Below are 21,470 nucleotides of genomic sequence, written 5' to 3' on the forward strand. Positions count from 1 at the left end.
GGTGAGCGGGACGGCGGGGCGGTCGACGGCCGACCCGCGGGTCCCGACCGCCCCGGCGGTGGCCGCGGTGTCCGTGGTCGCCGTGGTCGCCGTGGTGGTGTGCGCGGCGGTCGCGATCGCGTGGGCGGTGGCCGGCGGCGGCTACTTCTGGCCTCGATGGGTCTGGTTCGGGGTCGCCACCACCGCTGCCGCCGCGTTCCTCCTGGGTTGGACACGGCGCCAACCGCCGGGCCGGCGGCGCCGACTCGCGGCCGGGCGAGCGGTGTTGGTGCTCATCGTGCCGGTCGACGTGACGGTGTGGGCGCTGTCCGGGGGTGGGTACTTCTGGCCGCTGTGGAGCATCACCGCGTGGTCGATCCTCTTCTGCGGGTATGTCTGGGTGGTCAGCCGCCTGCCGGACAGGCGGGAGCAGGAGCTCACCACCAGGGTCGCCGTCCTGGCGCACACCAGGCGCGCGGCGCTGGACGGGCAGGCCGCGGAACTCGCGAGGGTCGAACGGGATCTGCATGACGGTGCCCAGGCGCGCATGGTCTCCCTCGCGCTCAGCCTCGGCATGGCGGAGGACCTGGTCCGCGCGGACCCCGAGGCGACCGCGCGGCTGCAGCGAGAGGCCCGGTCCACCGCGGTCAGCGCCCTGGACGACCTGCGTACCGTCATGCACAGCATCCACCCCGCGGTGCTTGCCGACCGCGGCCTCGCCGGCGCGCTTCGGGCCCTCGCCCTGGACCTCGCGCTGCCGGTGACCGTCGACGGCGACGCCCCGGCGCAGTTGCCCGCGGCGGTGCAGTCGGCCGCCTACTTCGCCACCGCCGAGTGTCTCGCCAACGCCGTCAAGCACAGCCAGGCCACGGCCGGCGGGATCAGCCTGCGGCACGACGGGGCCGTTCTGCGGATCGTCGTCACCGACGACGGGATCGGCGGCGCCGACCCCGCGGCGGGGCTGGGGCTACGCGGCGTCAGGCGCCGGCTCGAGACGTTCGACGGCCGGCTCGACCTCGACAGCCCGCCGGGCGGGCCCACCGTCATCACGATCACCGTGCCCCACGGTCCGGGCCGCCTGCCGTGAGCCGGCTGCGCATCGTGCTCGCCGAGGATCTGACCCTGCTGCGCGACGGGCTCATCCGGCTGTTCCAGGCGCACGACTTCGAGGTCGTCGCGGCGGTCGACAACGGTCCGCAGCTCGTGCGGGATCTCGTCGCGCTGCGCCCGGACGTCGCGGTGGTCGACGTCCGCCTGCCACCCGGTCACACCGACGAGGGCCTGCGGGCGGCGCTCGCCGCCCGCCAGCAGGTTCCCGGCCTGCCGGTGCTCGTGCTGTCCCAGTACGTCGAGCAGCTCTACGCCCGGGAGCTGCTGGCCGACGGGCTCGGCGGCATCGGCTACCTGCTCAAGGACCGGGTCTCGGATGTCGGGCAGTTCATCGCGGCGGTGCGGCGCGTCGCCGCCGGCGGCACGGCGCTCGACCCGAGCGTCGTGGCGAAGCTGCTCGACAGCCGCCGCCGGCCGCTGGACCGGCTCAGCCCGCGGGAGCGCGAGGTGCTCGCCCACATGGCCCAGGGCCGCTCGAACGCGGCGATCGCGGCCAGCCTGGTGATCACCGAGAAGGCGGTCGGCAAGCACACGGCCAGCATCTTCACCAAGCTCGGACTGCAGCCGTCCGAGGACGACAACCGGCGGGTGCTCGCCGTCCTCGCCTACCTGGAGGGGTAGCGCCTGCCCGCGCCGGGATGCACGGGCCGAGGTTCGGGCCCGTGCGCGCCGCCGACCCGCCCATCCGCAGTGGTCGTGCCGAGGTGTAACCCTGCCGTCTATCTGTACGGGTGAGGCGAGAGATCGGCGACGATGGCGAGCTGTGAGGCGGTGGCGACCGGTGGCGGGTGGTCGGGCGTGGATCCGACGACGCACCCTGGCGGAGGAGGAGGCGGTCGGCGGCACCGGCGGCGGCGCGTCGGGCGACGGCTGTGGCGGCTGTGACGGCGGTGACCTGGGTGGCGAGGGTGGCCGAGCCGGAACCGGCGTCGGAACCGGCCGGGGCGGCGGCGCTGGCGTCGGCGTGTTGTCGCGTCCTGACCCGCCGCGGTTGCGGGTGGTGTCCGATGACGTCTATCCCGGCTGGGAGGAGATCTATCGCGACAACGTGGAGCGGGTGTATAAGATCATGTTCGCGAAGGTGGGGAACCGTCCGGACGCCGAGGACCTGACGGCCGAGGTGTTCATGGCGGCGCTGCGTCCCCTGCGGGTGTCGGCTAGCGTCGGTGAGGTGCGGGCGTACCTGGTCGCGACGGCCCGGACGGTGCTCGCCGCGCACTGGCGGCGCACCCTGGGAGTCGCCGTCACGACGCTCGACGAGGATTTCGCTCAGACGATGTTCGCCACCGTGGGCGCCCCGGTCGGCCCGGCGCGGGACAACCCCGCCCGCGCGGAGGCGATCCTGGCCGCGCTGCCCGACCGGTACGCCCGCATCCTGCGGCTGCGGTTCCTGGAGGCGTGCACGCTGCGGGAGGCCGCCGACGAGCTCGGGATCACGGTCGGGAACGCGAAGGTTCTTCAGCACCGCGCGCTGCGCCAGGCGGCCCGGCTCGGCGACGAGATGACCCCGTGAGCGGGCGGGGACTGCGCCGGTTCGTCGAGGACCTCCTCGGCCACCGGCGGCCCAGGCGGTTCGACGCGGGCCCGCAGGACGCCGCCGCCCTGCGCGCGGCGATCACGCTGCGGGCAGCCCGACCCGGCAGCGACGTGCCGAGCGAGGAGTTCGTCGCCCGGCTGCACCGGCGTCTCGCCGACCAGGCCCTTTCCGACCAGACCAGCTCCCACGAGGCCGCCCGTGACCAGGCCGGCCCTGCCTGGGCCGCCTCGGACCGGGCCGCCTCAGACAGCGCGGCCTCGGACCGGGCCGCGTCGGACCGGGCCGCGTCGGACCGGGCCGCGTCGGGCATCGCGGCCGGCGGTGGGGCGGGCGCGGGGCGGCGACGTGGTACGCGGCGCCGGTTCGTCCAGGTCACCTCGCTCGCGGCCGGCTCGGCGGCGATCGGGGCCGGGGTGGATCGGGCTGTCGGCGAGCGTGGCCCCGGCGGCGGTGACCGGGCGGACCCGGCGGTGGCCGGACCGGAGCCGGCGGCCGGGCCCGGCGGCACCCTGGTTCCCGCGGCCGGCATCTGGCGGACCGTCGCCACCACGCCGGACCTGCCCGAGGGCGGCGTGCGGGCCTTCGACACCGGCACCGTGGTCGGGTTCGTGCGGCGGACCGGCGGGCGCGTCCGCGCGACGTCGGGCATCTGCACGCATCAGGGCTGCCGGCTGGCCCTGGACCCGGCGCAGCAGCGGCTGAACTGCCCCTGCCACCGCATGGCCTTCTCCCTGGCCGGTGAGGTCGTGAACTACAAGATCCGCACCCCGCCGCGCCCGCTGCCCAGCCTCATCGTCCGCGAGGTCGACGGCGTCGTGCAGGTCTACGTGCCCCCCACCCCCACCTGAGCACCCCGGGCGTGCACCCTTCCCGGCGCCTGCACCGCAGCGCCGTCTGCCGGCCCGGTGTCACGATCGGGAACTCGGCGACCCGCCTACATCACGATGCTCGACACCCAGGACACGCCCGCGCTGACCCGCCTCCTCGCGGTCGCGCTCGCCGACGAGGCGGCCCGCCGCACCGCGACGTAGCCGTGTTCAGGACGCCGTCCCGCGCAAGACCGCTCTCATCCTGCGGACTCCTGGCCCTTCGGCCGGGTTCGGCTACTGGTGGAGGCGGACGACGAGCTCGACGCGACGGTTGAAGCGTTGGCCCTCGGGGTCGGGGGAGCCGTCGGGGTTGGCCTCCTCGGCCAGGGGGTGGGTGCTGCCGAGGCCGACCGAGGTGACCGAGGCCGCCCGGGTCCCGTGATCGACGAGGTAGCGCCGGACGGTGTCGGCCCGTCGCTCCGACAGGGTCTGGTTGGAAGCGGCCGATCCGGTCGCGTCGGTGTGGCCGCGCACCTGGATGTCNCCGCCGGCGTAGTGGGAGTTGATCAGCCTGATGGTCGCGTCCAGCGTGTCGGTGCTGCCGATGGCGAAGCTGCCGGTGTCGAACAGGGCGTCACTGTTGAAGATCAGGATGAAGGTCTCGCGGCCCGCGGCGTCGGTGGCGGCGAGGTTCTCGCCGGAGATGCCGGTGAGGTCGACGTCGTCGGGCCCGGGCAGCCGGTAGAGCGAGTTCGCCACCAGCCTCGTCCCGTCCTCCGGGGTGTGCGCGTACTGGCTGAAGTCCCCGCAGGGCAGCCGCAGCACCAGCCCGGCGCCGAAGTCCTGGGTGCCGCACGTGGGGTCGGGCGTGCCGTCGCCGGTGACGTCATGCAGACCGGGCTGCGCTCCGGGCGGCAGCGCCGACGCGGACGGGTCCGCCGACGGCGTGCTCGCCGCCGGCTGGGCTGTCGCGGCGGCGCGCGGCGTGCGCGGGGCCGTCGACGCGTCCCCGCGCGAGCCCGGGGAACCTCCGCACCCACCGGCGAACAGCAACCCGGCCGCGACGGCCACCGGCAACGCAACCACGGTCCTGCGCTTCACACCCGCCCCCACGTGCCTCGATGGGCGGGAGGTTACGCGCGGTCGACCCCGGAAGGTCACTGCTGCCGGATAGCTGACAGAAGCGCGGTACAGCGACGGCAGCCGTGCGTGCTGCCGGTATGGCGACGGCAGCCGCGGCGCTGCGGCGACGGCTGCCGTGCCGAGGCGGCTACGCGTCGTCGCCGGGCGCGACGTCCCAGCCCGCCAGGACGGCGTCCGGCTCCGTGAAGGTGGCGAAGTCGGTCGTCGCACGGAAGGCGGGGAGCTGGTAAAGGGCGCGGGCGTAGGCCCACAGGTGCGGGTAGTCCGACAGCGGCGGCAGAGCCGCCAGGTCGTGGCGGCGGCCGCGGTAGCGGACGAGGGAGACCCACAGGCGCACGTCGGCCTCGGTCAGTTGGCCGCCGACCAGGTAGGGGGCGTCGGCGAGCCGGGTGTCGAGCTTCGCGAACGCGTCGAGCAGCGTCGCGCGGACGTCGTCGTCGTGGGCCGCCCGGTGCGCCCCGTGGTTCACCGCCGGGCCGATCCAGGAGTCGAGCTCGGCGATCTCGGCGCGCAGGTGCTCGGGGTAGGTGTCGGCGCCGTTCGACCAGCGGCCGAACTGGGTGGCGAGGTCGATGCCGAGGCTGGTGAAGTCGTTGGACACGACCTGACCGGTCTGGCGGTCCCACAGCGTCGGGACGGAGACGTGGCCGTCGAAGCCCGGCTCGGTGCGCTCGTAGGCGTCGCGCAGCAGGGTGAAGCCGTTGACCGGGTCCGGGCCGTAGCTCTCGCGGAACCCCCAGCCGCGGGCGTCGCGNCTGCCGTCGACGTAGGAGACGCTGATGACGTCCTCGAGCCCGTGCAACGCGCGTTCGAGCAGGACGCGGTGGGCCCAGGGGCAGAACCAGCCGGAGTAGATGTGGTAGCGGCCCGGCTCGGCCAGGAATCCACTCGACCCGTCCGCGGTGATCCGCCCGGCGAACCGGTAGAGCGGCCGGGTGTCCGNGGGATCGCGGTTGATCGTGTACTCGCCGTAGGTCGCCACGTCGGTCGGGCTGGCGTACACCGGCGTCGTGGTCCCNGTGGCGCTGGTGGTCCCGGTGGCGCTGGTGGTGGTCTGGGAGACGGTGGTGGTTTGGGAGACGGNGGTGGCCTGGGACATCCGGGTCCTCCTNGGGGCGCGGCTGGCGGGGCCACGCCGATCACGGGCCCGCCCTGCTCAAGGCCGACGAGCTCTGCGCTATTCCGATCGGGTGAGCAGAGATACCGGCCGCGGCGGTCTTCGAGGGGGCGACCTTCCCGGCTGCCGGCGGCATCGAGGCGCGACCCGTGGCGGTGCCCTACGGGGCGAGGCGGGCCGGGTCGGCGGGGACGACGCGGAACCTGCCGCCCACGATTCTGCCGTACATCTCCGCCGACATCGGCCCGGGAAACGTGGCCCCGACCGACGTGGGTGAACCGTCGTCGTCGACGAAGACGACGGCGTAGGAGTCCGGCGCGGAGCATCTGCCGCAGAGGGGGGACTCGGCGCGGGTCCAGCCTGCGTCGGGCCGAGCGGGACGGCGGGGCGCTGTCATACCGACCCTGCGCCGGGTCGCAGCGGCAGGGACCGGGCTCTCGCCGGCGCCTCCGCGAAAAGGTGAACTAATTTGCCCTCGCCGAAGAAATGAAATGCCACCTTGNCGGCCTCGGCAAGCCGGTACGTTCTCGCCATGCTCCCCTCCTCGTCCTTGGGAGTGCCGGTTACGGCTGTCACCCGCCTGGGTGCACCTACGACGCTCGCGGATGGCGGCCCGCTTGGCGAGGGTGTGAGAGCCGTCATACTGGGTAAGGAAAGGCCGCTCCGGCGGCCTGACGGCAGTGGGCCACCCGTGGTGCGGGGGAGACCTGGTTGCGTGCGACGATCAGCCGACAATCGGTCGACAATCAGTCGACGAGCCGGTCCGGCCTGGCAGCCCGCGCCCGCTGAGGGGTGTGACAACAAGCAGACCAGGTGGAAAAGTCCGGCGACGAACCAGAACCGAGGACTCCGGGTAGACGATGTGATGGACATGCAACCGTGCCTTGNCACCCTCCTGGCGAGCATCGTCGGGCTGAGGAAGGCGGCCGGGCTGAGCCAGGCCCAGCTCGCCAGCCGGGTCCGCTATCAGCCCAGCTACCTGTCCAAGGCCGAGCGCGGCCTGCTCGGGGTGCCGTCCCAGTCGCTCGTCAGCGCGATCGACGCCGAGCTGAACGCCGGCGGTCGGCTGGTCGAGCTGCGGCGGCACGCCTGGTTGGAGGACAAGGGGAGCCAGGAGGGCATCACCTGGCCACGAGCACTGGAGGAGGTGGACACCACGGATCGTCGACAGCTCATGGTGGGGGGAAGTGCCGCCGCCGTCGGTCCCGCNGCGAGTCCGCAACCGCCCGCAACCGTGCCGTCCCCGGGCGGCGTGGGTCGTCGGGCCGGTGGCGGCGTCAACCTGTCCGGGCGCTGGTGGACGGCGTGGCAGACGTTCCGGGACGGCGAGGAGATTCATTCCTCGCAGGAGGCGGCTCTGGAGCAGGCCGGCACGAAGATCCACATCGAGGCGGTCACCCGCGGCCTTTCCACCGAGGAGGGTGGCTACCTCTGGTGGGGTGAACTACAGATCTTCGACGAAGAGATNATCATGGGTTGGTACGTCAGTTCGGAGGGTCCGGTTCGCTCGAAGGGCTCGCTGTTCCTGTCGTTGAATCCGCACGGCGACCGTCTCACCGGGCGGTGGGTCGGGNTGAGCTACGACGGCATGTTCATCGAGGGGTGGGGTGCCGTGGCCCGGGACGAGCAGACCTCGCTCGCCCTCATCGAGCGGCTCAAGAAGCAGTATCCGAGGGTCGCCTGAGTCCCGCCCTTTGCCCGCCTGGTCGGCGGTGCCGCCGGCCGGTCGGGGTCTCACCCGGTGAAGAAACTCTGGTGGCGCCGAGCTTCGGCGTCGACGAACTCCGCCAGGCCGCTGCGTTCGGCCAACAGGAGATTGGCCTTCGTTCCGCGCACGGAACTCAGCGGGCGCGATCCCAGCTCGGTGACCATCGCGGCCACCAACGCCTCGAACCGGTCGTCGGGAAACACCCGGGCCACCAGCCCGATCCGCCGGGCATCGTCCGCGGTCAGTTTTGCCGGTAGGAAGCAGAGGTCACGGGCCGCGGCCCCACCGAGCGCGCGGGACAACGTCCACGGCAGGCCGAGCTCGCTGGTGAGGCCGAGCTGGGGAAACGCGACGGAGAAACGGGCGCGGGCGGCGGCGACCCGCAGATCGCACGCCGCCGCCCAGGCGAACCCGGCACCGGCGCACCCGCCGTTGACCGCGGCGATGGTGAGCTGCGGCATCTCGTGCAGCAGGGTCGCCGACTGGTAGGCCGCCACCGGCGGGAGGTCGGGGCCGCGGTCGCGGTCGGCGAGCACCGCCGTCAGATCCGCCCCCGGGCAGAACACCCGGCCGGCGCCGGTGAGGACGACGACGGACAGCGTGTCGTCCCGGGCGAGCTCCGTGAGCACGGCGTGCATCTCGATCATCATGGTCGTGGTGACGGTGTTGTGCGCGTCCGGGCGGTGGAACCGGACCCAGGCGACCGGCGCACCGACGCGCACGTCCAGGGTGGTCCAGGGGCCCTGCGCCGGATGCCGCGACGNCTCGGTGGTCATCATCCGTCCAGTCTTCTCGTCCGGGCATCTCCGCGCAGACCGTGCCTGGTCGAGCACCGCTCACACGCCGCACAGGCGGCGCAGGCGGCGGGAGTCCTCGACGGCGTAGCCGTGGCCGTCGTTGTTGAAGTAGGCGTAGACGTCCAGGCCGGCGCGCGCCCATTCGTCGATGCGGGCGGCCCACCAGCGCAGCGCGTCGTCGTCGTAGGAACCGGCGTAGAGGGTCGTGGGGTCGGGGCCGTGCAGGCGCACGTACACGAACGGCGCGGTGGCCCGCAGGACACACGGCAGGCCGGCGCCGCTCATGACGCAGTAGGCCGCGCCGTACCGTTCGAGGATCCGGTAGACCGCCTCGTCGTGCCAGCTCGGATGGCGGAACTCGACCGCCACCCGCATCCACGGCGGCACCCCGGCCAGGAAGTACTCCAACCGGGCGTCGTCGCGGCTCTGGCGTCCGTCGAGCTGCACCAGCACGGCCGCTCGCCGGTCGGCCAGCTCCTGCCAGGCGCCCGCGATCCGACTCGTCCACGCCTCCGGTGCGTAGAGCCGCTTGGCGTGGGTCAGGCCGCGGGACGCCTTNACCGACATCACGAAGCCCGGCGGCAGCTGGCGGCGCCAACCGGCGAACGTCGCGTCGGCCGGCCAGCGGTAGAAACTGGCGTTCAACTCGACCGTGTCGTACTCGGCCACGTAGAGCGCAAGGCGGCGACCGGGCGGCGTCCCCGGCGGGTAGAGCACGCCGTCCCAGTGGCCGTAACTCCATCCCGAGGTACCGATGTGGATCGCGATCGACGCTCAGCCTCCTCAGGTCGATGGGCGCCGTGCCCCGCGCGCGACCGCGATCGCGGCGGGTCAGCCATGCGTCGGATGGAGAACGACCTTGGTCCAGCCGTCCTCGCGGTCGTCGAAGTGGCGGTAGGCGTGGCCGTGGGGGTCATGGGCCTGCCAGCCGACGCATTCGCACCCCTTGTCCGCGCCTTCACCGCCGGTCAGGTCGAGGACCTGCTCGACCGGGTCGCCCAACGCGTCGTCGACCGCGATCGCGCCGATCTTCTCGGCCAGCCGCAACCGGTCGGGGTGGCGGTGTTCGTGCGCCCCTCGTACATGTGCAGGTCGGAACCGCTCCGTGGGTCGTTCTCTTTTCGGTGGGTCGTTCTCTTTCCGCCTCTTTCCGCGGGTCGTACTGTCTCGTGGGCCGTTCTGTCGCTGCGTGGGCCTCCGGTCGGCGACGCCATACCCGGCATCGGNCCGCTAACCCGGCCGTCGAGGCATATCTGCGNGGCGGCCGACATCACCCGGGCCAGGAACCACCTGGGCAGGTACTACAAGAAGACGGGCGACGACGCCCCCCGGGAAGCGCGGTAGGCGGCCGGACCGGCGGAGCTCCCCCGAGGTCGGTCCGGTTGAGGGATCGACCGCCTGCAACAGATCCGATTCGAACGGTCAGGGNACACGGTCGCCCGTGGTGACCTGGGAAATGCGCAGGCGGACCCGNCTATCACGGATGGCACCGGGGTGAATACCGACATTCCGTATCGTTCGGGGTGTTCGGACCACGCTCTCGGCTTCGGCGCAAAATGTCCTCTGACGGGGCATTCCGGAGCAGGCGAGGAGATCGGTGTGGACGGTGATCAGCCGGTGAGCGAGGGTCGATCCTCCGGTGTCCGGGCGGAACGGGCGATTCGGATCACCACGGTGGTGGCGGTGGCGACGGTGGCGGTGGTGGCGGCCTTCGTCTCCTACCGGCACATGCGCGGGGTCGCGATCGCGCACGGGGAGGACGCGATGACGGCGGCGGTGCTGCCGTTCAGCGTGGACGGGCTGATCGTGGCCGCGTCGATGGCGATGCTGGCGGACCGGCGCGCCGGGCGGGACCGGTCCTGGCTGGCGTACCTCCTGCTGGCGCTCGGGGCCTGCGCCTCGCTGGTCGCGAACGTCCTGCACGCCGAACCGACGTTCACCGCCCGGATCATCGCCGGGTGGCCGCCGCTGGCCCTGCTCGGGTCCTACGAGCTGCTCATGCGTCAGATCCATCCGGCCGGACGCCGGGCCGCCGGCGATCCGGTCACGACAACCCTCTCCATCCCCCCGCAACGAGGCCCGACGGCCTCCGTCACCACCGCCACCACCATCGCCACCGCCACCATCGCCGCGCCCACGATCNCCGTTGCCACCGCCGTCGACGGGGCGGGCACCGACCGTCCGGCTGTGGCGCCCCCGCCCGCCGGGCCGGAGGGCGGGGCGGACCGGGTCACCGGGATGGCCCGTGCGGGGGAGCCTGCCGCGGGGACGGCGCACATGGCCGCGGGGCTGGACGCCGGGGCCGACCCGCCCGCTGTGCTGGACGTGGCGATGGTGGTGGACGCGGTGGTCGACCCGCCCGCTGTGCTGGACGCGGGGGTGGACGCGGCCGCCGGGGGAGACGGTGCGGCGGACCCGGCCGCGAAACGTGAGGCGATCGCGCGCACCCTCGACCAGACCGGCGGGTCTGTCACCGAGACGGTCGCGGTACTCGCTGCGCAGGGCATCACGGTCAGCAGGAGCTGGGTCTACCAGGTCCGGAGGAACACCCCGTACGCCGACGTCAACACCGGCCCGCCCACCCGGCCCGCGCGCCGGCCCTCCGTCCGTGGACGGCGCCGCGGCATGGCTTCCGAGCGCACCCTCGTCCCGACCTCCAGCCAGTAGCCGACCCGCCCCGCACCCGGCCGTCGCCGGCGAAGGCCCGAGGGCTGCGACTCGACGGCGAAGTGGACGCGACAGCAGGACCGCTGCTCGTCGATGATCGCTCACGGTCCGGGGCGGCGGAGAGAAACGTGTTCCACCGGGCGCGCGCCGCGGTTCCGCGGAACACCAAGATCATCTAGAGCTGCATAAGGTGCATAAGGGCCAGGCGGGCTGAAGCATCTTCGTGGAACCNAGAGCGGCGCCGGCCAACGAGGTGCTCGCACACGCCGTCCGCTGATGGCGAGCGGGGACGCGGCTACTCCCGCTCGACCCTGCGCAGTCCTTGCTCCGGCGTCCAGGACTCGATGACGAGCCTGGTCGCCTCGGCGTTGAGGTGGGTGAGGACGACCTCGGTGATGTCGGCGACGAACATCTCCCCGTCGGGAGGCTCACTCGTCTCGGCCGTCGTCACCGGACCGGCGGGAACGGCCCGCCCGGCGATCTTCGCCTCACCCGGCCAGTCGCCCTCCCTGCCCTCCTCGGGATGGAAGGTCGGGCCGTGCAGCGCGAAGCGGGGATCCCGGCGCAGGTCCGCGCCCTTGCGGGCGCCGGCCATCGAACCGAAGCGGAGCTCGCCGTCGGCGAACGCGCACTCGATGCCCGAGATGCGCGGCGAGCGATCGGCGCGCAGAGTGGCGATGGTCTTGTGGCGACCGGCGTCGAACAGCCGGCGCACCCGCTCGGCGAACTCCGGTTCCGCCTGCTCGATCGCCTTCCATGCTGGCACGCGGCGCAGCATACCGGCCAAGGCCGATCGGCCATCCCACCCCGGGGGCACAGGAGCGCGTCCGGGGCACAGGCTCGCGCCCTTCACGGCGTCGCTCGGTTTGGGGCCCTCGGTCGGGGTACGGCCGGAATAGTGATGACAGCATGGGAAACGACCGCCCGCCAGGTCGCCGATCGGGTCGCCGGGGTCGCGCGGCGGGAGGAAGCGGAGTACTCCGGCGGCGAGCCGCGCCCGCTGGGCGGCTACCTGGCCACACTGGGAACCTACGGCGGCCTGTGTGCCTCGATGGTCGGGGTCGCCCGGCTCGTCGGGGCGACGCCGCCGCAGCGGGTGAGCGCGGCCGACCTCGCGTTGGTCACCGTCGCGACGCACAAGCTCAGCCGGGTGCTGACCAAGGATCCGGTGACGAGCCCCCTGCGGGCGCCGTTCACTCGGTTCCGGGGCCAGTCGGGTCCGGCCGAGCTGGCCGAGGACGCGCGCCCGTCAAGCGAGGTCCGGCACAGCGTTGGCGAGCTGCTCACCTGCCCGTTCTGCACCGCGCAGTGGGTGGCCACCGGCTTCGTGTTCGGGCTGGTGGTCGCCCCCCGGTTCACCCGGCTGGCCGCCTCGGTGTTCACCGCCGTGGCCGGTTCCGACGCCCTCCAGCTCGCCTATGCCCGCCTGGAGCAGGCGGCCGAATAGTCGGCAGCCGGCCGGGACGGGGCCCGGCGCTCCCCGTCCCGTCCCAGCCGGGCGTCCGAGCCCTCGGCTGGGAACCGGGGGGAGCGGCCACGCCGCTTTCGTCACAACTATGGGCATTGGATCCACCGTTAGGCTTCCGTGGGAATCCGGTCGATCACGAAAAGTCACAGCGCTGGTCGGCGCAGGGATTCTCGACTCGGAGGTACACGGTGCCTGACCTGCTGCGGCTCGACGCCGCCGCCCTCGTTCTCGTCGGCCGGGAGGTCGTGACGATTCCGGACGCCGCGCTGGCCAACCCGACGCCGTGCGCCGGCTGGACGGTGCTGGACCTGGTGCGGCACATGAACTCCGAGCACGAACGGGTCTCAGCGTTGGCGCGCGGCGCGCTGTCGGCCGACGCGGCCGGGGATNAGGACCCGCGCGACGATTTCGCGCTGATCGCGGCCCGCTGGGTCGCGACACTCGAGCAGGCCGGCCCGCAGATCGCCGTCCCGAAGGTCGGCCGCGAGGTTCCCACGCACGAGGTCACCGCGGTGCACTTCGTCGACATGCTGGTACACCGCTGGGACCTCGCCCGGGCGCTGGGCCGCCCGTATGCCGCGCCGGACGAGCTCACTCGTGTCGCGCTGCCCATCGCCCGCAGGATCACCGGGCCGGGCAGCGGACTCAACGGTCCAGGTGGTGTGTATCGGCCGCCACTGCCCGAGGATCCGGCTCTCGACCCGGTCGACAATCTCGCCGCGCTGCTCGGCCGGGATCCGCGCTGGCGCACCGCCTCCTGAACCGTTGCGGCGGGGTCAGCCGCGCGCCACGCCCCCCGACGACCGACTGCCACCGGGTGATCGCCCGGGCCGTGTAACCACCCCGGCTATTGACAACCGCGACGACGGTTGCGGTCCACGAGCCGAACAGGGTGGGCCCCTGGCACTGGCCCGGATGACGGGCCGGAAAGGCAGTTATCCGATGTGGTCTTCTTTCGCGATACGCCGACCTCGGCGGCTGTTCGCGGTCGCCGTTCTGGCGGTGGCCATTCCCGGTCTTGCGGCCTGCGGCGGCGGGTCGGACGGGACCTCGCAGGCCGCGGCGCCTGCATACGCTCCGAGCGCAACGGCGACCTCAGGGGCCGGGGCCTCCGGGGCCGGGGCGAACGGTGGCACGACGCCGACCCCGATGCCGGGCATGGCGGGGATGCCGGGGATGGCGTCGGCTTCGGCGGGCGCGGCGGGTGGCGGTGGTGCGGCGGCGGACGGAAAGCCGGTGTCGACGGCCAGGGTGGCCATTCAGAACTTCGCCTTCTCGCCGGCGACCGTCACGGTGAAGGTCGGCACGACGGTCACCTGGACGAACCAGGATTCCGAGCCGCACACGGTGACCGCGAAAAGCGGGCCGGGCCCGGACTCACCGACCCTCGACCAGGGGGCGACCTACCAGTACACGTTCACCAAGGCGGGCCAGTACGCCTACCTGTGCACCATCCACCCCTTCATGGTCGGCACCGTGGTGGTGACCCCGTGAGCGCCGGCGACGAGCGTGGCCCCGGCGATGCCCGGCCCGGCGATGCGCGGCCCGGCGATGCCCGGCCCGGCGAGGCGGACCGACCGGGTGGCATGAGCCGACGGCAGCTGGCCCGCCACGGCGCGTGGTTCGGGGCGGCGGTGGCGCTTAGCGTCGTCGGCGGCGAGGTGATCAGCTCGGTCGTCGGTGGGACGACGCCGAGCGCCGCGGCGGCCGACGACACCGCCACGCTGCGGTTCGTCCAGCTCAGCGACAGTCATCTGGGCTTNACCGGAACGGCGAACCCCGACGTCACCGGGTCGTTCTCCCGGGCGATCGACCAGGTCAACGCGCTGCCGTACCGGCCGGACTTCGTCATGCACACCGGCGATCTCACCCACCTGTCCACCGCCGCCCAGTTCGACCAGGTCAAGCAGATGCTCGGGGGCGTGCGCGCCGGCAGTGTGCACACCGTGCCCGGGGAGCACGACGCGGTCGGCGACCACGGCCGGGGCTACCTCGCGACCTTCGGCGCCGGCTCCGCCGGGGACGGCTGGTACAGCTTCGACCTCAAGGGCGTCCACGTCATCGCGCTGGTCAACACCCTGAGCCTGGAGCGGCTCGGCCACCTCGGCCCGGCCCAGCTCGACTTCGTGCGCACCGACGTCGCCGGCCTGTCCAGCGACACGCCGATCATCGTCTTCTCCCACATCCCGCTGTTCGCCATGTATCCGGCGTGGGGCTGGGGCACGGACGACGCCGCGCAGGCCCTGAGCCACCTGCGGCGGTTCTCCTCGGTGACCTGCCTCAACGGCCACGTCCACCAGCTGTTCACGAAGACCGAGGGCACGGTGACCTTCCACAGCGCCACGACGACCGCCTACCCCCTGCCCCGGCCCGGGGTCGGTCCGGCNCCGACGCCGCAGACCCTGCCCGCCGGCCGGCTCCAGGCCGCGCTCGGCATCCGCGAGGTCAGCCACGTCCAGGGCCGGACCGCCCTGGCGATCAAGGACAGTGTTCTCGCATGAGCGAGACGGGGGCGCAGACGCAGCCGGAGACGGAGACGCTCGCGGCGCCGCGCGGGCCCGGCGCGCCGGGCTGGGCCTCGGCCGGGCAGGCGCGGATCGCCCGGGCGGCGGCGAAGGTCGTCGTGGCCACGCTGCTGGCCTGGAGCGGCTACATCCACTACGACCTGTACGCCGACCACGGGTACCGCCACATCCACACCATCGGCCCGGCGTTCCTCGTCCAGGCCGCGGGTTCGTTCGCCGTCGCGTTCCTGCTCGTGGTCAGCGTGGCGCTGCCCGGGTCGGTCCTGCTGTCGATCCTGGCCGCGGGCCTGTCCGGGGGCGCGCTGGTCGGCTTCGTGCTGTCCCGGACGACCGGCGTCGCCGGGTTCGAGGAACGCGGCTTCACGCCCTCCCCGGACGCCGCGATCAGCGTGGCCGTCGAGATCGGGGTGCTGGTGGTCCTCGCCGCCGTGGCCGCCCCGGCCGCCGTGGCCGCGGTGAGTCGACGTTCCGGCCCCGCTCAGGTCAGCAGGTAGACCAGGACGAACAGCGNCGCCGTCAGGCCCATGCACCAGGCGAAGACCAGCACGGACTCTCGTCGCAGGGCCGCGCCGTCCGCGGGTGGCAGCATTCTCGCCCGGAGCCCGCGCGGATCGTCGTCGGGCGTGCCCGTGTTCATGNATTCCTCCGCGGCTGGGGGACGTTGAAGGCTGGGGGACGTTGAAGGCTGGGGAACGTTGACGGCTAGGGAACGTAGACGCTGTCGTGGCCGGTGAGCGCGCGCATCGCGACCAGCGGCAGGACGAGCATGACGAAGAAGGTGACCTGGAAGACCACGAACCAGGCGCCGAAGCGGGCGAGTTCGAACTTCCACCTCGGTAGGGTGACGTCGAAGTCGAGCCGGGCGTCGTGTTCCTGCCGGCGGTCGAGCCGCCGCCGAGCGGCGAGCTGCCGGGGTGGCCGGACAAGCACGGCAGCGTCCCCCGGGCCGCCCGCCGTCCACGGTGTGCCGAGGTCGGCGGGCGGCGTTTCGGGTTCGCCACGTCGTGGGGTGGTGAAGCGTTCCAGCCCGAAGAAGCGTTCGAAGTAGTTGAGCGTGTGGACGGGCGGTTTGCCGGCCCAGTACGCGATCAGGTTCGGCCATAACGACATCAGCCCGATCGTCCACAGCACGGTGAACCTTCCGCCGTTGCCGAACTCGATGTGGGGACCGAACCCCGGGTCGTAGACCCACCATCCCATCGCGGCGGCGAGGCTTTCGACGAGGAAGTCCCACGTGTAGTTCACCGGTATCGCGAGTACGGCGATGGCCCGCAGCAGGCTCCACCCGAAACGCCNCACGAGGAACTGGCCGATGNGCAGCACGACGAAGGCATGCACCGTCCAGTAGCAGGCGTNGGCGAAGGGCATGAACAACGGATCGTGTGGCGTCTTGACCGGCAGCCAGTCGAGCAGATGATGCTGGGCGAAGGCGGGGCTGTAGACGAGCTGCTGACCCCAGTCGCCGACGGTCTCCATCCAGTAGACCAGCATGCTGTTCGTCAGGAACAGGAAACCCCACGTCAGCCGTCGCCGCCGGATGGTGTCGGCGACGGCCAGGGCGATGATCAGTCCGCCGAGGAGCGGAATGACCCAGTTGAAGAACCACGCTCCGCTGGGGTCGACCAACGCCGGCGGTACCGGCGGTCCGGCGGCAGCCATGATGCTCTTCCTCTCAGCCGCGCCCCACGCCCCAGACGACCGACTTCGTCTGGAGGAACTCGTCGAGCCCGTGTTCGCCCCATTCGCGGCCCAGTCCGCTCTGCTTGTAGCCGCCGAAGGCGGCGTGCGGGCTGAGGCCACCGCCGCCACCGTTGATCGTGACGTACCCGGCGCGGAGCTGCTTGGCGAGGTCGTAGGCGCGGATCGGATCCTTCGCCCAGGCGGCGGCGGCGAGCCCGTAGGGGCTGTCGTTGGCGATCCGGACGGCGTGGGCGTCGTCGTCGAACGGGATGATCACCCCGACGGGGCCGAAGAACTCCGTGCGCGCGATGGTCATGGCGTTGTCGACCNCGGTGAACAGCGTCGGCTCGACGAAGTNCCCCCGGTCGAGCCCGGCCGGGCGACCACCGCCGAAGGCGATCCGGGCGCCCTCCTTCTCCCCGGTGCGGATCAGTTCCTCCACCTTGGCCCGCTGCGCCTCGCTGATGAGCGGGCCCATGGCGGTGTCGGCGTCGGCGGGGTTGCCGACCCTGACCTGGGCCAGCGCGGCGCTGACCTTCTCGACGAGTTCGTCGTGCCGGGACCGGTGCACGAGGGTGCGGGTGAGCAGGGAGCAGCCCTGCCCGGCGTGCAGGGTGATGCCGGCCAGCACGTCGGCGAGCGCGAGGTCGAGGTCGGCGTCGTCGCAGATGACGTTCGCCGACTTGCCGCCGAGCTCCAGCACCACCTTCTTCAGGGTCGGCGCGGCCTGGCTGTAGACCAGCCGGCCGACGCCGTCCGAGCCGGTGAAGCTGACGAGGTCGACCATCGGGTTGGTGGTCAGCTCCTGACCAGCCTCGACGTCGCCGGTGACGACGTTGAGCACGCCGGGAGGAAGCCCGGCCTCCTCGGCAATCTCGGCGATGAGGAAGGACTCCAGCGGCGTCGTGGGCGCGGGCTTCAGCACGACGGTGCACCCGGCGGCGAGGGCGGGCGCGAGCTTCATCATGCTGAGGAAGAAGGGGAAGTTGTAGGCGGAGATGAGCCCGACGACGCCGAAGGGCTCGCGGCGCAGCACGCCCTGGCCGATGCCGGCGCCGACGAACGGCAGCAGCGGCTTCTCCCAGGCGAACGACGGCATCACCCGCTCGGCCATGTCGCGCAGGTGCGCGATCGGGATGCCCACCTGGACGGATTCGGCGAGCCAGCGGACCGACCCCGCCTCGACGATGTTCAGCTCGACGATCTCGGCCAGCCGGCGTTCCATGACCGACGCCATGCGCAGCAGGACCCGGGCGCGTTCCGCCGGTGTCAGCCGCGGCCAGGGCCCGTCGTCGAAGGCCCGCCGGGCCGCCTCGACGGCCCGGGCCACGTCGGCGCGGGTCGCCTGTGGCACCCGCCCGATGACCTCCTCGGTCGCCGGGTTCAGCACCTCCAGCTGCGTCGCACTCGCACCGTCGGACCACGTCCCGTCGATGTAGAGCCGGTAGGAGAGATCGGTGGCCATCACTGCCCCTTTCGAAAGATCGGTGCCGCCTGCGGGCGGCGTCAGACGGCCCACCGCAGGGGCAGGGACTCCAGGCCCCACACCCCGCCGCCGTGTTCGAGGGGAAGCTCGGCCAGCTCGTAGTCGGGAATGAGCCGGTGCCAATCCTGTAAAAGCACGGCGAGTTCCTGGCGGGCAAGGTGGGAACCGAGGCAGCGGTGGGGGCCGCCACCGAAGGAGAGATGACGGGTCGTCGGGCGATCGAGATCGACCCGCCGGGCGTCGGGATAGGCCTGCTCGTCCCGGCCGGCCGCGGAGAGCGGGAACGCCGCCATGTCGCCCTTCCTGATCGGGCAGCCGTGGAACTGCGCGTCCCGGGTGGCCTTGCGGGCCGTCTGCACGATCGGATAGGCCCGCAGCAGCTCCTCCACGGCGTGGGGGATCAGCGCGGGCTCGGCGACGATCCGGGCCCGGTCGGCCGGGTGCGTGGCCAGGTGCAGCAGGGCGTAGGAAGACTGGCCGGCGACGGTGTCGAGGCCGGCCATGAACAGCAGCAGCAGGCAGTTGAGCACGTCCGCGTCGCTGACCGGCTCCCCGTCGATCTCCCAGGAGATCGCGGCGCTGACGACGTCCTGGGCGTGGGGATCGGGGTTCGCCCGCCGCTGCGCGACGAGGCCGGCGAAATAGGTCTGGACGGCCTGCATGCCCGCGAGCCGCACCGAGCCGTCGGGATCGCTGTCGTTGTTCTGGTGCAGGATCATGTGCTCCCACCGCAGGAACTCGCCGAGCTGTTCCCTCGGCATCCCCATGATCTCCAGAAAGATCGTGCTGGGGAACACCTGCGCGAAGTCGCGCACGAAGTCGCACCCGCCCTGGTCGCGCAGGCCCTCGACGAGCTCGACGGCGAGCCGGTNCTGGCCGGCCCTCATCGCCTTCGTCCGGCCGGGCGAGAAGTACGAGCCGAGCAGGTGGCGCCATTTCGTGTGTTCCGGCGGGTCGAGCATGATCGGGATCCATCGGTAGGGCGGATCCGACTCCGTGGGGACGATCACCGAGCTCGACCAGAGGTCGGGCTGCTGGAGCCCTTCGAGGATCACGTCATGGTCCGTGAAGATCCAGTACCCGCCCGCCTCGCCGGTCCGGACGGCCGGGCGGNCGGCGGCCTGGTGGTCGTCCATGCGCTGGAACAGGGACAACGCCGGGGCGGGTGGCGGTCCGGTGACGTAGTCCACGACCGGGCAGGCGTGGGCGTCGGGTCCGCCCTCGGTCGCGGTACTGGTCTCGGTACCGGTACTGGTGTCGGCGTCGGCGTCGGTCATGATCACTCCGTGGTGGTCGAGGGGCGTGCTCAGGACGCGTCGGTCAGCGGCGGCCAGGTGCGACGGTGCAGGGCACCGGACGCGTGGCGCATCACGTGGTCGTCCCGCATCACCCGGTTCCACAGGTAGCGCGTGACATCCTCGTCGCTGACCCGCCGGGCGGCGTGCGCCGCGGCGAGCGCGTCCCGCCCCGCCGGCAGCGACGCCGGCGGATGTCCGAGAAGCAGGGCGAGGTCGGAGCGCTCCAGCTCGTCGCGTTCCCGGCCGCAGGCGTCCAGCTCCCGCAGGTGCCGGACGATCCGTGCTGTTCCCTTCAGCCACTGGGAGGCCAGCGGGTCGTCGACCCGTGGTGTGATCGTCTGCAGCATCGCCAGCACGTCGGCGTACAGGGGCTGCCAGTCGCGTGGTTCCGTCGGCTCCGGCATGACCGGACTGGTGAGTCCGAGACCCATGACGGCGTTCAACGCCTCCAGCCACAGCCGGCGGTGGAGCTGGAGATAGAGCATGAGGTTTCCGGCGTCCTTCTCGGCAGCCGACTGGTCGTCGTCCGCTGCCGGGGTGCCNTCCCTCGCCGGGGTATGGGGGCCGTCGTCGGGAGCGAGTGTCGCCATCGTGGTCTCCGCGAAAACCCGGTAATACAGGATGCGGTCGACGTCGATCGCGTGGCCGGAGAGCTTCTCGTATTCGGCGAGGCGGTCGGGCAGGTGGGTGAAGGTGTCCTGCACGGTCCGCAGGGACAGCCAGGCGATGTCGTCCATCGGATCCCCGACATGGCACAGTTCCCAGTCCAGGACGGCCGTGACCCGGCCGTCCCGGTACAGGAAGTTCCCCGGCCCGGTGTCACCCTGGACCAGCACGACGGGGCCGTCGTAGTCGGGCACGTGGGCTTCCAGCCAGTCCGCCGACAGGCGGACCAGGGGGTCGATCGACCCGTCCGGAGCGGTGGCGCGCCGGCGGATCTGCGCGATGCGCTCCAGGGCATGCTCCCGGGCCGACCGCACCGGCCCGAGCGCGGGCACGTCCAGGCGGGCGGGGTCGAGGCGATGGATCCTGGCCAGGCTTCTGATGAAGTCCTGTGCCACCCGGACCTGCTCGTCGGGATCACGGATGCGGGCGAACCAGGTATCGCCCGGCACCCGTTCGAGCAGGACCGCCTCGTCCACCGGATGGACCGCGTACACGGCGGGAACCGCGATGCCGGCGCTGCCCAGGGCCCGCAGCACCTCGGCCTCGGTGGCCAGCCGGTGGAAGGCGCTGCGGGCGGGCAGCGGCTGCGGGCTGTACCGCAGGAACAGCTTCCCGCCGGTGTCGCCGGTGTCGCCGATCCTGCCGGTGTCACCGATCCTGCCGGTGTCGCCGATCCTGCCGGTGTCGAGGTCGATGAACCAGCCCTGGCGGGTGCCGCCGCCCGGTATCCGCGTCGCGCGCAGAACGGGATGCCCGACCGCCTTCTCGATCCACTCCAGGATGGCGGCCGGCAGGGTCAGGCCGCCCATGCGACGCTCCCGCGGCGGTGCAGCCGCCACTCGTCGATCGGCCAGACGTCCTGGTCCTCGCCGTGCAGGGTGCGGCCGTCGACCGTCCACCGCAGCGCGGTGTTGATGCAGACCGNGGTCCCGCCGGGAAGGATCATCCGGCTCGTGCCCTCGGCCCGGCCGACGGTGGCGCGGCCGTGCTCGTCGACGACCTCGAGGTCGACGCCGGTGATCCAGCCGTGCGCCGGATCGCGGTGCACGGCGCGCCGCCCCTCGACGATCCGGGCGAGCGTGCCGTCGCGGCGGACGTAGCCGGAGTGCACGCGCTCCGGGACCGTGCCGCCCTGATGCGCCTGCGGCGAGGTGTAGGTGAGCAGGCTCAGCCCGGGGGAGGCTGCCCAGGTGTAGCCGACCCGCCGGTAGCCGCGCTCGGCCCGGGGCCCCCAGGAGCGGTCCCGCATGGCGTGACAGTCGATCTCGACCCGCTCACCGTCGAGCAGCAGATGGCCGGTGACGTGCCCGGTCTGGTCGTAGTGCGAGGCCTTCGGATACGGCGGCGCCCCCCGGCGCAGCGGCACCGGCGGTTCCAGCGCGTCGAAGCGCAGGTCGACCCGGCAGCGGCGGCGGTCGTCGTAGCCGAGGTGGTAGGACGTGGCGGGCTCGCGCACCTGGACCGTCATCCCGGTCGGAAA

20 protein-coding genes and 9 pseudogenes are annotated in these 21,470 nt (G+C 72.5%); 15 read left to right on the top strand and 14 right to left on the bottom strand.

Annotated features, from left to right (window positions below):
• The first annotated feature begins 1 nt into the window (after window position 1).
• The 5 genes from UK94_RS24985 to UK94_RS74985 all read left to right on the top strand — a co-directional run bounded on the left by UK94_RS24985 (window position 2) and on the right by UK94_RS74985 (window position 3,657).
• Entirely contained in the window at window positions 2–1,066 is a 1,065-nt protein-coding gene (locus UK94_RS24985; RefSeq protein WP_095212982.1) for a histidine kinase, read from the top strand.
• Window positions 1,067–1,071: 5 nt separating this feature from the next.
• Window positions 1,072–1,710: a response regulator transcription factor gene (locus tag UK94_RS24990; protein WP_041940701.1), complete on the top strand. Its 639-nt coding sequence runs from the start codon at window positions 1,072–1,074 to the stop codon at window positions 1,708–1,710.
• 379 nt (window positions 1,711–2,089) lie between these two features.
• Window positions 2,090–2,602 (top strand): sigma-70 family RNA polymerase sigma factor, encoded by a 513-nt coding sequence (locus UK94_RS24995; protein ID WP_235489764.1) that lies wholly within the window; start codon window positions 2,090–2,092, stop codon window positions 2,600–2,602.
• Window positions 2,599–3,474 (top strand): Rieske (2Fe-2S) protein, encoded by an 876-nt coding sequence (locus tag UK94_RS25000; RefSeq protein ID WP_055751775.1) that lies wholly within the window; start codon window positions 2,599–2,601, stop codon window positions 3,472–3,474. Before UK94_RS24995 ends, UK94_RS25000 begins: the two co-directional genes overlap by 4 nt.
• A gap of 57 nt (window positions 3,475–3,531) precedes the next feature.
• Window positions 3,532–3,657: a hypothetical protein gene (locus UK94_RS74985; protein ID WP_256789323.1), complete on the top strand. Its 126-nt coding sequence runs from the start codon at window positions 3,532–3,534 to the stop codon at window positions 3,655–3,657.
• Between the two features lie 72 nt (window positions 3,658–3,729).
• Here UK94_RS74985 and UK94_RS64755 read toward each other — a convergent pair.
• From UK94_RS64755 to UK94_RS74990, 4 genes and pseudogenes are all read right to left on the bottom strand, one after another.
• Window positions 3,730–3,978, bottom strand: a 249-nt coding sequence (locus UK94_RS64755) for an OmpA family protein (RefSeq protein WP_235489718.1), incomplete at its 5' end; no start/stop codon positions are given.
• Window position 3,979: 1 nt separating this feature from the next.
• Window positions 3,980–4,788, bottom strand: a pseudogene (locus tag UK94_RS76490) (hypothetical protein); the annotation flags it as partial.
• The coding region (locus UK94_RS64765) for a glutathione S-transferase C-terminal domain-containing protein (protein WP_235489720.1) at window positions 4,706–5,332 on the bottom strand (627 nt) is incomplete at its 5' end. The gene UK94_RS64765 and the pseudogene UK94_RS76490, both read right to left, overlap by 83 nt.
• A 1-nt stretch (window position 5,333) precedes the next feature.
• A pseudogene (locus tag UK94_RS74990) lies at window positions 5,334–5,485 on the bottom strand (glutathione S-transferase); the annotation flags it as partial.
• A 359-nt stretch (window positions 5,486–5,844) separates the two neighbouring features.
• On the opposite strand from UK94_RS74990, the gene UK94_RS64775 reads away from it, so the two are divergent.
• Together UK94_RS64775 and UK94_RS64780 are read left to right on the top strand one after the other, a co-directional pair.
• Entirely contained in the window at window positions 5,845–6,003 is a 159-nt protein-coding gene (locus UK94_RS64775) for a hypothetical protein (protein WP_011605260.1), read from the top strand.
• Window positions 6,004–6,608: 605 nt separating this feature from the next.
• A partial coding sequence (locus UK94_RS64780) for a helix-turn-helix transcriptional regulator (RefSeq protein WP_268761611.1) occupies window positions 6,609–6,904 on the top strand: 296 nt, incomplete at its 3' end.
• Window positions 6,905–7,429: 525 nt separating this feature from the next.
• Here UK94_RS64780 and UK94_RS25020 read toward each other — a convergent pair.
• The 4 genes and pseudogenes from UK94_RS25020 to UK94_RS25030 form a co-directional block, all read right to left on the bottom strand.
• Window positions 7,430–8,125 carry an enoyl-CoA hydratase/isomerase family protein gene (locus UK94_RS25020; RefSeq protein WP_268761612.1) on the bottom strand — a complete coding sequence of 232 codons (696 nt, stop codon included), beginning with the start codon at window positions 8,123–8,125 and terminating at the stop codon, window positions 7,430–7,432.
• 114 nt (window positions 8,126–8,239) lie between these two features.
• Window positions 8,240–8,758 (bottom strand): DUF72 domain-containing protein (locus tag UK94_RS25025; RefSeq protein WP_235489723.1); only part of this gene is annotated, 519 nt, incomplete at its 5' end.
• Window position 8,759: 1 nt separating this feature from the next.
• Window positions 8,760–8,917 (bottom strand): annotated as a pseudogene (locus UK94_RS64785) (DUF72 domain-containing protein); the annotation flags it as partial.
• Window positions 8,918–9,031: 114 nt separating this feature from the next.
• A complete protein-coding gene (locus UK94_RS25030) occupies window positions 9,032–9,247 on the bottom strand; it encodes a hypothetical protein (protein ID WP_011605255.1) in 216 nt (71 codons plus the stop codon).
• 552 nt (window positions 9,248–9,799) lie between these two features.
• Here UK94_RS25030 and UK94_RS64790 point away from each other — a divergent pair.
• Window positions 9,800–10,342: DUF2637 domain-containing protein (locus UK94_RS64790; protein WP_235489725.1), on the top strand; the 543-nt coding region annotated here is incomplete at its 3' end.
• Between the two features lie 820 nt (window positions 10,343–11,162).
• On the opposite strand, the gene UK94_RS25040 is transcribed toward UK94_RS64790, so the two are convergent.
• Window positions 11,163–11,633, bottom strand: a complete 471-nt coding sequence (locus tag UK94_RS25040) for a pyridoxamine 5'-phosphate oxidase family protein (protein ID WP_011605253.1) — start codon at window positions 11,631–11,633, stop codon at window positions 11,163–11,165.
• A gap of 135 nt (window positions 11,634–11,768) precedes the next feature.
• Between UK94_RS25040 and UK94_RS25045 the strand changes: the two genes are divergently transcribed.
• The 7 genes and pseudogenes from UK94_RS25045 to UK94_RS25065 all read left to right on the top strand — a co-directional run bounded on the left by UK94_RS25045 (window position 11,769) and on the right by UK94_RS25065 (window position 15,354).
• Window positions 11,769–12,314, top strand: a complete 546-nt coding sequence (locus tag UK94_RS25045) for a DUF1360 domain-containing protein (RefSeq protein ID WP_011605252.1) — start codon at window positions 11,769–11,771, stop codon at window positions 12,312–12,314.
• Between the two features lie 209 nt (window positions 12,315–12,523).
• Window positions 12,524–12,724 (top strand): maleylpyruvate isomerase N-terminal domain-containing protein (locus UK94_RS64795; RefSeq protein ID WP_235489727.1); only part of this gene is annotated, 201 nt, incomplete at its 3' end.
• A gap of 1 nt (window position 12,725) precedes the next feature.
• Window positions 12,726–13,096 (top strand): annotated as a pseudogene (locus tag UK94_RS64800) (TIGR03086 family protein); the annotation flags it as partial.
• 415 nt (window positions 13,097–13,511) lie between these two features.
• Window positions 13,512–13,829, top strand: coding sequence for a plastocyanin/azurin family copper-binding protein (locus UK94_RS64805; RefSeq protein WP_050997403.1), 318 nt, complete (start codon window positions 13,512–13,514; stop codon window positions 13,827–13,829).
• A 92-nt stretch (window positions 13,830–13,921) separates the two neighbouring features.
• Window positions 13,922–14,097: pseudogene (locus tag UK94_RS74995) on the top strand (metallophosphoesterase); the annotation flags it as partial.
• Window position 14,098: 1 nt separating this feature from the next.
• Window positions 14,099–14,721 (top strand): annotated as a pseudogene (locus tag UK94_RS25060) (metallophosphoesterase); the annotation flags it as partial.
• A gap of 111 nt (window positions 14,722–14,832) precedes the next feature.
• Window positions 14,833–15,354, top strand: a complete 522-nt coding sequence (locus UK94_RS25065) for a hypothetical protein (protein WP_011605246.1) — start codon at window positions 14,833–14,835, stop codon at window positions 15,352–15,354.
• A 1,178-nt stretch (window positions 15,355–16,532) separates the two neighbouring features.
• Here UK94_RS25065 and UK94_RS64810 read toward each other — a convergent pair.
• From UK94_RS64810 to UK94_RS64830, 5 genes and pseudogenes are all read right to left on the bottom strand, one after another.
• The coding region (locus UK94_RS64810; protein WP_235489729.1) for an aldehyde dehydrogenase family protein at window positions 16,533–16,869 on the bottom strand (337 nt) is incomplete at its 5' end.
• Window positions 16,870–16,898: 29 nt separating this feature from the next.
• Window positions 16,899–18,005 (bottom strand): annotated as a pseudogene (locus UK94_RS25075) (aldehyde dehydrogenase family protein); the annotation flags it as partial.
• Between the two features lie 41 nt (window positions 18,006–18,046).
• Complete coding sequence (locus UK94_RS64820; RefSeq protein ID WP_313949592.1) at window positions 18,047–18,793, bottom strand: cytochrome P450; 747 nt, start codon at window positions 18,791–18,793, stop codon at window positions 18,047–18,049.
• A 539-nt stretch (window positions 18,794–19,332) separates the two neighbouring features.
• Window positions 19,333–19,866: pseudogene (locus UK94_RS64825) on the bottom strand (phosphotransferase family protein); the annotation flags it as partial.
• Window position 19,867: 1 nt separating this feature from the next.
• A pseudogene (locus UK94_RS64830) lies at window positions 19,868–20,799 on the bottom strand (phosphotransferase family protein); the annotation flags it as partial.
• Between the last annotated feature and the right edge of the window lie 671 nt (window positions 20,800–21,470).

It is taken from the genome of Frankia sp. AvcI1, assembly GCF_001420875.1.
GTDB classification, from domain to species: Bacteria; Actinomycetota; Actinomycetes; order Frankiales; family Frankiaceae; genus Frankia; species Frankia alni.

What these genes read in the sequence shown, in the direction of transcription:
- UK94_RS25045 (WP_011605252.1), top strand. Translation starts at nt 11,769, where the DNA reads ATGACAGCATGGGAAACGACCGCCCGCCAGGTCGCCGATCGGGTCGCC.
- UK94_RS64805 (WP_050997403.1), top strand. Translation starts at nt 13,512, where the DNA reads ATGGCGTCGGCTTCGGCGGGCGCGGCGGGTGGCGGTGGTGCGGCGGCG.
- UK94_RS25065 (WP_011605246.1), top strand. Translation starts at nt 14,833, where the DNA reads ATGAGCGAGACGGGGGCGCAGACGCAGCCGGAGACGGAGACGCTCGCG.
- UK94_RS64820 (WP_313949592.1), bottom strand. Translation starts at nt 18,793, where the DNA reads ATGGGGATGCCGAGGGAACAGCTCGGCGAGTTCCTGCGGTGGGAGCAC.